This is a genomic window from Shigella flexneri 2a str. 301 (genome assembly GCF_000006925.2).
Taxonomy (GTDB): Bacteria; Pseudomonadota; Gammaproteobacteria; order Enterobacterales; family Enterobacteriaceae; genus ECMA0423.
In genome coordinates, this window is the sequence record NC_004337.2 from 1,912,574 (window position 1) to 1,926,057 (window position 13,484).

Here is a 13,484-nt window from a genome sequence, read left to right on the forward strand (position 1 = left end):
GTTGCCGCCTTGATGCAACGCGAATGATTTCGTGTATTTGAGTCATATCAGTTATTCTCAGCCTTCTTCACAACCTGAATGCTCAGCTCAGCCAGTGCAGTCGGGTTAGCAAAGCTCGGTGCTTCAGTCATCAGACACGCTGCCGCCGTGGTTTTCGGGAAGGCGATAACGTCACGGATATTGTCGGTGCCAGTCAGCAGCATGGTCAGACGGTCAAGACCGAATGCCAGACCTGCGTGCGGCGGAGTACCGTATTTCAGGGCGTCGAGCAGGAAGCCGAATTTCTCGCGCTGTTCCTCTTCGTTGATACCCAGAATACCAAACACCGTCTGCTGCATATCACCATTATGGATACGTACTGAACCACCGCCCACTTCGTAACCATTGATGACCATATCGTAAGCGTTCGCCACCGCATTTTCCGGTGCAGCTTTCAGTTCTGCAGCAGTCATATCTTTCGGTGAGGTGAACGGATGGTGCATTGCCGTCAGGCCGCCTTCACCGTCGTCTTCAAACATCGGGAAGTCGATAACCCACAGCGGTGCCCATTTGCTTTCGTCGGTCAGACCAAGGTCTTTACCCACTTTCAGGAGCAGTGCGCCCATCCCGTCGGCAACAATTTTCTTGTTGTCGGCACCGAAGAAAATCATATCGCCATCTTGCGCGGCAGTACGATCCAGGATGGCTTCGATGATTTCTGCATTAAGGAACTTCGCTACCGGGCTGTTGATACCTTCCAGACCTTTCGCGCGTTCGTTAACTTTGATGTAAGCCAGACCTTTCGCGCCGTAGATTTTAACGAAGTTACCGTATTCGTCGATCTGCTTACGGGTCAGCGATGCGCCACCCGGAACACGTAGAGCGGCAACACGGCCTTTCGGATCGTTCGCCGGCCCCGCAAATACTGCAAACTCAACAGATTTCAGCAGATCGGCAACGTCGGTCAGTTCCATCGGGTTACGCAGATCCGGTTTATCAGAACCATAACGGCGTTCTGCTTCCGCAAAGGTCATTACCGGGAAATCGCCCAGATCCACGCCCTTCACTTCCAGCCACAAATGACGCACCAGCGCTTCCATCACTTCACGCACTTGCGGCGCGGTCATGAAAGAAGTTTCCACATCGATCTGAGTAAATTCAGGCTGACGATCAGCGCGCAGGTCTTCGTCACGGAAGCATTTAACGATCTGATAGTAACGGTCAAAACCGGACATCATCAGCAGCTGTTTGAACAACTGTGGGGATTGCGGCAGTGCGTAGAATTTACCTTTGTGCACACGAGAAGGCACCAGGTAGTCACGCGCGCCTTCCGGCGTGGCTTTGGTCAGCATCGGAGTTTCGATGTCGAGGAAGCCGTGGTCATCCATAAAACGGCGCACCAGGCTGGTGATTTTAGCGCGGGTTTTCAGGCGCTGCGCCATTTCCGGGCGACGCAGGTCGAGGTAGCGGTATTTCAGACGCGCTTCTTCGGTGTTGACGTGGTTAGAGTCAAGCGGCAGAACATCTGCGCGGTTGATGATAGTCAGCGAGGACGCCAGCACTTCAATTTCGCCGGTCGCCATATCGCGGTTAATATTTTTTTCGTCACGCGCACGTACGGTGCCCGTAACCTGAATGCAGAACTCATTACGCAGTTCAGAGGCCAGCTTTAACGCGTCCGCACGATCCGGATCGAAAAATACCTGCACGATACCTTCGCGGTCGCGCATATCGATGAAGATCAGGCTACCAAGATCACGACGACGGTTGACCCAACCACACAGAGTCACCTGCTGCCCCACGTGGGACAAACGGAGCTGTCCACAATATTCTGTACGCATGAGATATCCCTTAACTTAGCTGCCGGCGGATGCCCCCTGCTGCGCAGGTGACCAAGTCGCAGCGTTAGCTGTATGTCACAACTGAATGAAAAAAGGCGGCTATTATACTGGAAATTCTGCCGCACCGTAAGAGCCTGGCCCGCGCTGGAACGCCTCGTTACCACTTTATATCGGGCCTGAAATCAGACTCTACGCCAGTTTGCTATAAAGGTGTTGCCCGAACTCATAAAAATTAACAAAATTTGTCGTTCCGCCATCGGCTAATCGCATTAAGGTGTGAGGCACGATTTTGTTTTTTCAGGAGTCAGCATGCTTGAACTTAATGCTAAAACCACTGCGTTGGTGGTGATCGATTTACAAGAAGGCATCTTACCTTTTGCCGGTGGTCCACATACTGCCGATGAGGTAGTTAATCGCGCCGGGAAGCTGGCGGCGAAATTTCGCGCCAGCGGTCAGCCCGTGTTTCTGGTGCGAGTTGGCTGGTCTGCCGATTACGCCGAAGCATTAAAACAGCCGGTTGATGCCCCCGTTACTTTATTCGTACCCCTTATAATGGGGTGTTAGCCAGCCAGACCCGGCATGATTACTGCCCCCAGTCGTCCATGATCCGGGGGGTGATGTCACCGGGTCTGGTGGGGCGCTGGTAACCGCTAATAGGGGTCAGGTCAGGCACTTTTGCCGGGACCGTCTGTAACGTGGATGCCGGTACCTGCTCCCCGTGGTTATCTGGTTAACCCATATACAAGGGAGACAGAATGACCGAATCCAGCGATTACGAATCCGTCCAGGTCTTTATCGGCGTTGATGTCGGTAAAGATACGCATCACGCTGTTGCCATTAATCGTTCAGGTAAACGCCTGTTCGATAAAGCATTACCCAACGACGAAAACAAACTCAGGTCGCTAATATCTGACCTGAAACAACATGGTCAGATACTGCTGGTTGTTGATCAGCCAGCTACCATCGGTGCGTTACCTGTCGCCGTTGCCCGCTCAGAAGGAGTCCTTGTCGGATACCTCCCTGGACTGGCCATGCGCCGCATAGCCGACTTACACGCCGGTGAAGCTAAAACTGATGCTCGTGACGCTGCCATCATTGCCGAAGCTGCCCGTACCCTGCCTCACGCGCTACGCACGCTGAAACTGGCTGACGAGCAAATCGCCGAACTCTCCATGCTCTGCGGCTTCGATGATGATCTTGCCGCACAGACAACGCAGGCCAGCAACCGTATCCGCGGCCTTCTGACCCAGATACATCCGGCACTGGAGCGCGTTCTCGGTCCGAGACTTGAGCACCCGGCGGTACTCGATCTTCTCCAGCGATATCCCTCACCAGAAAAACTCGCTTCGCTGGGTGAGAAGAAGCTGGCAGCCCAGCTCTGCAAACTTGCGCCTCGTCTGGGTAAACGCCTTGCAGCAGACATAGCTCAGGCACTGGCCGAACAAACCGTCGTCGTTCCCGGCACGAATGCCGCTGCCGTAGTACTGCCACGTCTGGCACTCCAGCTCATCACGCTGCGTAAGCAAAGAGACGAGGTGGCGCTTGAGGTAGAACAGCGAGTTCTTGCTCACCCTCTTTACCCGGTCCTGACCAGTATGCCCGGAGTCGGTGTCAGGACCGCAGCCAGACTCCTCACCGAGGTCGCCTGCCGCGCCTTCGCCTCTGCCGCACATCTCGCTGCTTATGCTGGCCTTGCGCCGGTAACTCGGCGATCCGGCTCGTCAATACGCGGTGAGCATCCCTCGCGACGGGGTAATAAAGCTCTCAAACGGGCGTTGTTCCTGTCGGCCTTCACCGCGCTCAGGGATCCGCTCTCCAGGGCTTACTACACCCGCAAAATGAGTCAGGGAAAACGACACAATCAGGCGCTTATCGCCCTGGCGAGACGACGCTGCGACGTTCTGTTCGCCATGATGCGCGACGGGACTTTTTATACCCCGCAGGGGTCATAACATGCTTGACAACTTAATAGGGGCACCCCCCCGCTAAAGTGTTGCCCGAAAACTGGTGGCAACATCCAGCTGCATTAGGTGCAACTGACAGTGATATCGAAATCATCAAACGTCAGTGGGGTGCGTTTTACGGTACGGATCTGGAGTTGCAACTGCGCCGCCGAGGTATCGATACAATAGTGTTATGTGGGATCTCGACCAATATCGGTGTTGAATCCACCGCCCGCAATGCCTGGGAACTTGGCTTTAATCTGGTGATTGCCGAAGACGCCTGTAGTGCCGCCAGCGCCGAGCAACACAATAACAGCATTAATCATATCTACCCGCGCATCGCCCGTGTGCGTAGCGTGGAAGAGATCCTTCACGCGTTATGATTTACATCGGTCTACCGCAATGGTCACATCCTAAATGGGTGCGGTTGGGGATCACCAGCCTTGAAGAGTATGCCCGCCACTTTAACTGCGTGATACGGGATTTTTAAAAATCACTAAAGAACGCCCAAGAGCATGTGTTTTCTTTAGAATAATCAAAGCGTTGGATTGCCATGTCATATGAAAATCGGCAAAGTTCATATGTAACAAAGTGTCCCAATCATGCCCCAAAATGCCCCACAACAAATATTTTTGCCCCATGCATGCCCCAAAAAATCACTTTCCCTCACTCTTGACACTGTTTATCCATACAGTTAAAAATAATACTGTATAAAAACACAGTGTAGAGGGATTTTTATGCGTTTTGAAATCTGCATAGCCAAAGAGAAAATGACTAAAATGCCAACCGGTGCTGTGGATGCGTTAAAGGAAGAATTAACCCGACGCATCAGTAAACGTTATGACGATGTAGAGGTGATCGTAAAAGCCACCAGCAACGATGGCCTTTCTGTTACGCGCACCGCCGATAAAGATTCAGCTAAAACTTTTGTTCAGGAAACTCTGAAAGATACCTGGGAGTCTGCTGACGAGTGGTTTGTTCACTAATTAGCACGTAAAATCAGTAACGGCTGGAAATCATTCAATACTCGCACTATCGGAAGTTCACCAGCCAGCCGCAGCACGTTCTTGCATACGACGTGTCTGCGGTCTCAACTCCGCCCGCCCCCGCCAATCATGATTGGGCAGTACCAGTACAGCACTAGCAAAGACAGGAAATTAGCAGTCTCAGCAAAACACCGACCAGACGGTGAGAAGACAAAAAGATACGCAAAGATGCCGCGGTTCCAGAAGAATAAAAAACCGCTAATGGACAGCCTCCTTAACACAGTTTTTTATATACATGATTCACTGATACCAGTGGCATTAATAGCTATTATATAGCTTCAGCTCCTTTTTTCATACCTTAAGGAAAAATTGCCCCCCCCCCAAAAAGTATCGTTTTTTTACATTAAACCGATCCAGTTTAGGATAGTGTAAAGCAGAAGTTCTTCAATATATAACATATGGAGTTAATATGCTTACACAAACTATATATCCGCCTCCTCCAGAAGTTCCTGTCTACTGCTGAAGGGAACCAATAACATTGCAAAGCAGATAAAAAAGAATCCAACACCTCTCAACATAAAGAATACGCCCTGATATTTATGCTCCCGACAAATAACAATCACAGATTAATTTCAAATTCGTTCTCCACTTATTCAATCGACACTAGCCGCGCATATGAAAATTATCTAACCCATTGGACTGAATGGAAAAATAACCGCATACAAGAAGAACAACGAGACATCGCTTTTCAGCGACTAGTATCATGTCTACAAAACCAAGAGACGAACCTGGACTTGTCTGAATTAGGCCTGACAACATTACCTGAAATCCCCCCGGGAATTAAATCAATTAATATAAGTAAAAATAATTTAAGCTTAATCTCCCCATTGCCTGCGTCCCTTACACAACTTAATGTCAGCTATAACAGACTTATTGAACTGCCTGCTTTGCCTCAAGGACTTAAATTATTGAATGCGTCCCACAATCAACTAATCACACTACCCACACTCCCCATATCTTTGAAGGAGCTTCATGTCTCAAATAATCAATTATGTTCTCTTCCTGTTTTACCAGAACTACTGGAAACATTAGATGTATCATGTAATGGGCTGGCAGTTTTACCACCTTTACCATTTTCTTTACAAGAGATTAGCGCAATAGGGAATCTTCTTAGTGAACTCCCCCCTCTACCTCACAACATTCACTCCATATGGGCAATCGACAATATGTTAACCGATATTCCATACCTGCCGGAAAATTTAAGGAACGGTTATTTTGACATAAATCAGATAAGTCATATCCCGGAAAGCATTCTTAATCTGAGGAATGAATGTTCAATAGATATTAGTGATAACCCATTGTCATCCCATGCTCTGCAATCCCTGCAAAGATTAACATCTTCGCCGGACTACCACGGCCCGCAGATTTACTTCTCCATGAGTGACGGACAACAGAATACACTCCATCGCCCCCTGGCTGATGCCGTGACAGCATGGTTCCCGGAAAACAAACAATCTGATGTATCACAGATATGGCATGCTTTTGAACATGAAGAGCACGCCAACACCTTTTCCGCGTTCCTTGACCGCCTTTCCGATACCGTCTCTGCACGCAATACCTCCGGATTCCGTGAACAGGTCGCTGCATGGCTGGAAAAACTCAGTGCCTCTGCGGAGCTTCGACAGCAGTCTTTCGCTGTTGCTGCTGATGCCACTGAAAGCTGTGAGGACCGTGTCGCGCTCACATGGAACAATCTCCGGAAAACCCTCCTGGTCCATCAGGCATCTGAAGGCCTTTTCGATAATGATACCGGCGCTCTGCTCTCCCTGGGCAGGGAAATGTTCCGCCTCGAAATTCTGGAGGACATTGCCCGGGATAAAGTCAGAACTCTCCATTTTGTGGATGAGATAGAAGTCTACCTGGCCTTCCAGACCATGCTCGCAGAGAAACTTCAGCTCTCCACTGCCGTGAAGGAAATGCGTTTCTATGGCGTGTCGGGAGTGACAGCAAATGACCTCCGCACTGCCGAAGCCATGGTCAGAAGCCGTGAAGAGAATGAATTTACGGACTGGTTCTCCCTCTGGGGACCATGGCATGCTGTACTGAAGCGTACGGAAGCTGACCGCTGGGCGCTGGCAGAAGAGCAGAAATATGAGATGCTGGAGAATGAGTACCCTCAGAGGGTGGCTGACCGGCTGAAAGCATCAGGTCTGAGCGGTGATGCGGATGCGGAGAGGGAAGCCGGTGCACAGGTGATGCGTGAGACTGAACAGCAGATTTACCGTCAGCTGACTGACGAGGTACTGGCCCTGCGATTGCCTGAAAACGGCTCACAACTGCACCATTCATAATCACATCGCATAAACCACAGACCGGACTGACTCCGGAAAAACAGAGGCCCGCCCCCGGGCCTCCCCGGATTCATCCGTTTCTCTGTTCAGCCTGACCGCACACCCCGGCGGCCGGATGACAGACTCCGCCTCGGTAAGCAAAGCGGTCTTCTGTGATTCCGCCAGTTGCGGCTTATTCATTACTTAACGTCAAACGCCCGAATTGAAGCCAAATCATCCAGACTGCTCAGCTCCTCTTTCATCTCCCGCTGACGGCGATAAATCTCATCGTTGCGATCGACCTGCGCCTGCACCATTGCTGCCGCCAGTTCTTCCAGTTCCGGCATCGACAGTTTCACCTGCTGATTATCCGCATCACTCCACACCATATGTGTTTGTGCCGCGACAGATTTTGCCAGCATGACCACCGGGGACAGGCGGGCCACTGACGAGGCGTCAGCGTTCCACGTGCGGCCGTTCCATTCAAACGTGAACGGCTTCGCCTCCTGTTCTGTGCGCCATGCTTCAATTTCCTGACGTCTGGCCTCTCTGGCCGCTTCCAGCATTTCTGGTGTCACAGTGAATGGGGCTATCTCACCCCATTTGCCACTTTGCAGTTCCTGCCAGATTTGCTGACCCGTCGGTGCAACATCATCAGCGGTGGCTGTGTAGGGAACTGCCTGGTCCCTGTCGTCAAAAAAAACGTCACAGTCTACTGCGCCACTTTCGGTATAACGGGGATTAATGATTTTTTTAATTTCCACGGTGCATTCCTCACGATGTGCGAATAAAAAGCCCGGGCATTGCGCCAGAGACATGTGCATCCGGCACCCCGGACAGGGCGCAATATGACCCCGGTAATGAATGCTCTGAACATCCCGTAATGAAAAATTGTGGGGATGCTATATACGTTCCGGTGGGAGTACCGGGCACTGAAATCCCCACCGGTCCCAGTCGTGAGCCTCTGTATGACTGCCCCCTGACAAGTCTGATGACTTTATCACCGTCAGCTTCTCCCTGGTACGCAGCAATAATCAGCCCGCCAATGTCAGGGTCTCCCCATCTGTTGCGGACAGAGCTCGCCACGATTCTGTAAATAATATCTTCTGTGGTTATATTTATTTTCACCCAGTCAGTCTGGATATGGGCCAGTAGCGGTAGCGGGTGTGATAAATGGGGCCGTTAATGCCGTAAAAAGTAAGGGATTTGGCTCTGTACCGCGGTTCTGTTGTCTCAGGGCGTGCATCAGTCCACCGGATGCTGAGCACCCCTTCAAACCGTGTGTCGGGTATGATGATGCCGTAGGGGCCAGCAACGGAATATTCACCTGGCAGCGCATTCCTTACCCAGGCCAGGAAATCACTCTTAGTGTCAAAACGGATAACATCTTCAGGCAGAAAAGCACACCCAAAGCCGAATGCGCCGGGTATCGCCAGACGGCCTTTTGTCCGGTCGTAAATGTCGCTCTGTGCTTCCATCGTGGCCGCACTTTTCAGCCCCAGATTATCCCGGGACTTCTGTTGTGCCTTTTCGCCTGCTGCTGCGATTTCTGACAGATGGTTAGCCATTTTCAGAGTGCCGGTCAGCGCAGCATCAATGTCATTTTTGGCCTGTTCTGCTGCGCGGGCATAACCTGCGGCATCCTGTGCGCTCTGTCCGGCTGCGGCTGCATTTGCTCCTGTGCTTGTCACATCTTCCGCAGTGGCCTTTCTGTCCTCAGCTGTGACGGTTGCATCCTGTCGGGCTTTCTCCGCAAAACGTTGTGCATCATCACGGGCCGTTGCGGCTGCCGCCACATCCTGCGCCGTCTGCTGTGCGTTTCCGGCTGCAGCCCCGGCACTCTGCTGCGCCTGCGCCACCATTTCCTCAAAGCGCTTCATCACCTCCGGACGTAAATCACCATCCTTTGGTGCATTCAGAAACGCGTTCAGTGTCCCCGGTGCATCAGTCGGTGCCACATCAATATCCCCGACACGGGTTGGCTGCCAGCCGTTACAGTGAAGCGCAACCTCGTAATACCCCGGCTCAGCCTCAATCACATAAGCACCGTTATTGTCCGTCACGCAAGTGGCAACAACGTGTGCCACAACGGTCGGACTGGTTCTTCTGGCCCGCAGTTCAATCGCACAATTTACGACAGGTTTACCCGCCCCATCTTTCAGTACACCTGAAATCTTTACTGCCATATTCACCCCACAAAAAGCCCGCCTGAACCAGCGGGCTGTCATAACACTGTGTTACCTGGCTAATCAGAACTTATAACCGACACCCACGATGAAACCGTCAGTGCGCCAGTCGCCACTGCCGGAACCTTCATAAGCAAGGTCAATGGCCACGGATTCGGTCGGGTTAAACTGCACGCCAGCCCCCCACGCCAGAGACGTGTTGCTGTGGCGGTTGTCATCACTCCCGGTCAGCACATCGTGCGTTTTCCCCTTGTTGTCAGTTACGCGGAGATAATCCCCGGAGAAGGTCGACACACGGCTGTAAGCCACGCCCGCCATCGCATACGCGCTGAACCATTCATTCACGCGCACAGACAGCCCCGCCATCACGCTGAACCAGCGGTTACGCACGGAATCCTCATGCCAGCGGGTATCACTGTAATGCGTTTTTTGCTCATCTTCAGCGTTGGCATAGCTGAATGACGTCACCAGCCCCAGCGTGTCCGTAAACTCATAACGGTATTTCACGTTAATCCCGTTCAGATCATCACTGCCGGGAGCGTTCGTCGAGGCATGAAGATACCCCGCGCTCAGCGTGGACCGATGTTCAGACGCCCATGCAGGCGCACCGGATACAGCCAGACAGATGGCTGCGGACAAAATGGCAGCATAAAGTTTACGCATAATTACCTCTCGCTTTTCTGCAATAAAAAAGGCACCATTTCTGGTGCCCGTATCTGGGTTATAAAATTCAGCTGATACTGATACCTGCTGTGGATTTCTTCATCACAACAACCAGCAAATCGCTGATACTTGCTGTGGGATACCAGCCATTTACCAGCCATGCCGATACAGAAAACTCCAGCGTCATGTGACCGTGACCGGCAGGCATATCAATAACACCCGTATATATCAGCGTATTATCCAGGGTCGTTCGGTTATAAATTTCAGCACCGTTTTTCTTCACTATCAGGCGGCATGACGAATAAATATTGTTATTCTTCCGCTCATGTTTAGCACCGCGAAACGCCACCGCGGGAATAACAATTTGCCGATCAAACGGCTGATCGTCATAAACCCTGACGGTAATGGTCCCTGATGGCCACCTCTCCGGTGCCCGGGAGTCCCGTGGGAAAGGTTTGCCCACTGTTTTAACGAGATCGCCTTCAATCTGGTTCGCGGACAATTTTCCCAGAACCCGACAGTTCTTATTAATCGTGACGTTGTTGAGCGTCCCGGAGTTCGCGTTCACGTTACCGCTGATATCGGCATTTTTCGCCGTCAGCCGTCCGCCAGGTGTCAGGGAAAATGCCGGAGGATTACCGCCGCTGGTAATGGTCGGAGCCGTCAGGCGTTTCAGGAACACGTCGTTCATGAATATCTGATCGCCCTGACCAACAAACATCGGCTTTGTGTTGCCATTCGCAGGATTAATCATCGCAATCCTGTCTGCCGCCAGCAGCACCTGACTCTGCATTCCTGCTGGCGTATTCTCAATACCGGCACCGATACCCGCAATATAAAGGCGTCCGTCCTTCATCTGTTGCAGCTTCACAGCCCACATGCTGTTCAGGTTATTATTTGTATCAACCTGAACTTTCTGTATCTGCTGGATTGCAGCACTCTGATTTTCCAGTTTTTTATTGACGGTTTGCGTGATTTCATTGCTGACATTCGTAATGGACGTCCTGATTTCAGTCAGGTCCGGCGCAAGCTGACCGTTATCAATCTGCGTCCACAACTCCTTGCCGAGATGCGTTTTATTGATCAACCCTTTATAAAAACTCAGATAACCTTCCGCATCATCGCTCGCCCGACCGACGGCCTCCACAAATGCCGATTTGCCAACGGTGTTCACACTGCGAACGTAAAAATAATAATCATGGCCCGGCCTGATATTGATACTGGCGGCTATCCAGTACAGCGCCGTGCCAAGATAGCGGGCGCTGGTTTCAACCTGCCTGATATCCGCAATCCGCTTTTCCGAAAACCAGAACTCAAACTGCACCGTCGGGTCATATACAGCCAGTTTCGGGACCACCGTTATCTGAAAATACCCCGGTATCAGTTCAATAGTGACAGGCGCTGCCGGTGCCGCAATCCGGAACGATACCGACGCCGGATCGCCCTGCTGCCCCCGGGCATTTACCGCCCGGACTGTCAGACTGTAATTCCCCAGCGCCAGCTGCCTGAAGCGGTATGTGGTTTCCGTCGTCCTGGCTGTGCTGACCAGCCGCTCACTGCCGTCGTCCGCTGCCACGGTCAGGCGAAGCAGGAAGCTCACACCCTTCACCACCTTCGGCGTGTCCCATCGCGCCAGCACCTGATATTCCCCGCTGTCTGCGGTGACTTCGGCGGTCAGATGCTGCACCGCTGGCGGCGTGACACCATTCACCGTGCCGCGCCGGTCACCGTCAAAGTGTGCCCCGTTATCCACGATGGCCTCTTTTTCCGGCACATGCTGCACGGCGGTGATGGCATACGTGCCGTCGTCGTTCTCACGGATACTCACGCAGCGGAACAGGCGCTGGCGCAGCGTCGGCAGCTTCAGCCCCCACACGCTGTATTCTGCAACGCCGTCAGGAACCCGGCTCACTTTCACCTTCACGCCGTCGGTGACGGACTGAACCTCCACGCTGACCGGATTGCCATTTCCGTCAACCAGGCTTATCAGCGTGGTACCGGAGGACGGCAGCGTGATTTCACGGTCGAGCGTCAGCGTCCGGGTCTGGCTGTTCACCGCCAGTACGCGACCACCGGTGCTGATACCGGCATAATCATCATCGCAGATTTCAATGACATCACCCGGTACATGGCGAAGCCCTTCTGCGCCGACGCTGAAGTCCACGGTCTGCGTTTCCAGCAGTTCCGTTTTAATCAGCCACAGCCCGGCGCGGTGCGCCTGTCCCCGGCTGGTACAGCCAAAGGCATCCATCTTCGTGACGTTACGACCGTAACGGACAATGGCCTGCGTGTCCTCCACAAGCTCTGTCGCCGTCTCATGACCGTTGTCCGGATCAATCCAGTTCACCTCAACGACATTATGGCGGTCCTTCAGGGCGCTGAAGCTGTAGCGGAACGGCGCGCCATCATCCGGCATCACCACATTACTGCGGTTATAGGTCCACACTTTATCCGACGGTCGGTCCTGCACGAACGTCAGCGTCTGCCCGTTCCATACCGGCATACAGCGCATCGCCGAGCAGAAATCACTGAGAACATCCCACGCCTTACGCTGTGTGGTCAGGTAAGCGTTACAGGTGATGCGCGGCTCCGTGCCGCCAAATCCGTCCGGCACTGACTGGTCGCAGTACTGGCCGATGACATACAGCGCCCATTTGTCCACATCTGCCGCACCAAGACGTTTCCCCATGCCGTAGCGCGGATGAGTGAGCATGTCCCACAGACACCAGGCCATGTTGTTGCTGTATGCTGGCTTAAGCGTTCCGTCCCAGATACCGCTGTATTGCCGCGTCTGCGGGTTATAGTTCGACGGCACCTGCAGAATGCGCCCGCGAAGATGATAATTGCGACTCACCTGCTGGTTACCGAACTGCTCTGAATCCACCTGCACGCCGACCAGCGCCGTGTTCGGGTAGCACTGTTTCACATCGATGATTTCGGTGTACGACGACCAGAGCGTTTTGTTCTGCAGCTGGTCTGTGGTGCTGTCCGGTGTCATCCTGCGCATCCGGATATTAAACGGGCGCGGCGGCAGGTTACCCACCACCACCGAGGCCAGATACTGCGAAGTGGTTTTGCCCTTAATGGTGATGTCTTTTTCCGTCACCCAGCCACCGTTACGCTGTATCTGAACCAGCAGGCGGACTTCCGACGGATTCCGGTCCCCCTTTGAGGTGGTTTCCACCAGTGCCTGCACACCGAAGGTCAGGCGCAGACGATCAATGTTTGCCGACGTGATGGTCCGGGTGATCGGCGTGTCGTATTTCACTTCCGTACCCAGCACAGTCTCTGAGCCGGAAGATTCAAACCCCTCCGGCGGTGTCTGCTCCTGCTCGCCGGCGCGGAACACCACCGTAACACCGGAAAAGTTTGTCTTCCCCTCGCTATCCAGGACCGGCGTACCGTTCAGCAGCACGCTTTTTAATCCATCCACCGGACCGTCAACCGGCCCTTCGCTGATGGCATCAATCACACTCAGCAACTGCGTGGATTTCAGGTTGTCCTTCGCTTCGCGCGGGGTATGCCCCTTACTGCTGCCTTTACCCATTCCTCACGC

General features: G+C 52.9%; 7 protein-coding genes, 2 pseudogenes and 3 other annotated features. Of the genes and pseudogenes, 4 read left to right on the plus strand and 5 right to left on the minus strand.

Features of this window, described 5'->3' with window-relative positions; genetic code table 11:
• Nucleotides 1-47: 47 nt before the first annotated feature.
• Nucleotides 48-1,820 (minus strand): aspartyl-tRNA synthetase, encoded by a 1,773-nt coding sequence (gene aspS / locus SF1876; RefSeq protein ID NP_707725.1) that lies wholly within the window; start codon nucleotides 1,818-1,820, stop codon nucleotides 48-50.
• A gap of 276 nt (nucleotides 1,821-2,096) precedes the next feature.
• Nucleotides 2,097-4,146, plus strand: a sequence feature (Similar to Escherichia coli K12 conserved hypothetical protein gi: 1788174 (200 aa). BLAST with identity of 96% in 719 aa. This CDS has been disrupted by insertion. The sequence has been checked and is believed to be correct.).
• Between aspS and yecD the strand changes: the two are divergent.
• A pseudogene (yecD, locus tag SF1877) lies at nucleotides 2,097-4,146 on the plus strand. Its footprint overlaps the feature before it by 2,050 nt.
• Nucleotides 2,348-9,218: a sequence feature (ipaH island III), on the plus strand. It overlaps the preceding pseudogene by 1,799 nt.
• Nucleotides 2,430-3,803 (minus strand) — a mobile genetic element. It overlaps the preceding feature by 1,374 nt.
• Nucleotides 2,576-3,772, plus strand: coding sequence for an insertion sequence element ISSfl2 transposase (locus tag SF1878; RefSeq protein ID NP_707726.1), 1,197 nt, complete (start codon nucleotides 2,576-2,578; stop codon nucleotides 3,770-3,772). Its footprint overlaps the feature before it by 1,197 nt. Before yecD ends, SF1878 begins: the two are co-directional and overlap by 1,197 nt.
• Entirely contained in the window at nucleotides 4,501-4,749 is a 249-nt protein-coding gene (locus SF1879) for a bacteriophage protein (protein NP_707727.1), read from the plus strand.
• Nucleotides 5,349-7,100 (plus strand): invasion plasmid antigen, encoded by a 1,752-nt coding sequence (gene ipaH_4, locus SF1880; RefSeq protein NP_707728.1) that lies wholly within the window; start codon nucleotides 5,349-5,351, stop codon nucleotides 7,098-7,100.
• Here ipaH_4 and SF1881 read toward each other — a convergent pair.
• The 4 genes and pseudogenes from SF1881 to SF1884 form a co-directional block, all read right to left on the minus strand.
• Complete coding sequence (locus SF1881) at nucleotides 7,280-7,903, minus strand: prophage CP-933K tail protein (protein ID NP_707729.1); 624 nt, start codon at nucleotides 7,901-7,903, stop codon at nucleotides 7,280-7,282.
• Nucleotides 7,982-9,265 (minus strand): annotated as a pseudogene (locus SF1882).
• Before the next feature lie 63 nt (nucleotides 9,266-9,328).
• Nucleotides 9,329-9,928: a membrane protein gene (locus SF1883; protein ID NP_707731.1), complete on the minus strand. Its 600-nt coding sequence runs from the start codon at nucleotides 9,926-9,928 to the stop codon at nucleotides 9,329-9,331.
• Nucleotides 9,929-9,995: 67 nt separating this feature from the next.
• A complete protein-coding gene (locus tag SF1884) occupies nucleotides 9,996-13,475 on the minus strand; it encodes a host specificity protein (RefSeq protein ID NP_707732.1) in 3,480 nt (1,159 codons plus the stop codon).
• Between the last annotated feature and the right edge of the window lie 9 nt (nucleotides 13,476-13,484).

Excerpts from the sequence above, each read along its gene's own strand:
- aspS (NP_707725.1), bottom strand. The coding sequence starts at position 1,820 with ATGCGTACAGAATATTGTGGACAGCTCCGTTTGTCCCACGTGGGGCAG.
- SF1881 (NP_707729.1), bottom strand. The coding sequence starts at position 7,903 with ATGCACATGTCTCTGGCGCAATGCCCGGGCTTTTTATTCGCACATCGT.
- SF1879 (NP_707727.1), top strand. The coding sequence starts at position 4,501 with ATGCGTTTTGAAATCTGCATAGCCAAAGAGAAAATGACTAAAATGCCA.
- SF1878 (NP_707726.1), top strand. The coding sequence starts at position 2,576 with ATGACCGAATCCAGCGATTACGAATCCGTCCAGGTCTTTATCGGCGTT.
- SF1883 (NP_707731.1), bottom strand. The coding sequence starts at position 9,928 with ATGCGTAAACTTTATGCTGCCATTTTGTCCGCAGCCATCTGTCTGGCT.
- SF1884 (NP_707732.1), bottom strand. The coding sequence starts at position 13,475 with ATGGGTAAAGGCAGCAGTAAGGGGCATACCCCGCGCGAAGCGAAGGAC.
- ipaH_4 (NP_707728.1), top strand. The coding sequence starts at position 5,349 with ATGCTCCCGACAAATAACAATCACAGATTAATTTCAAATTCGTTCTCC.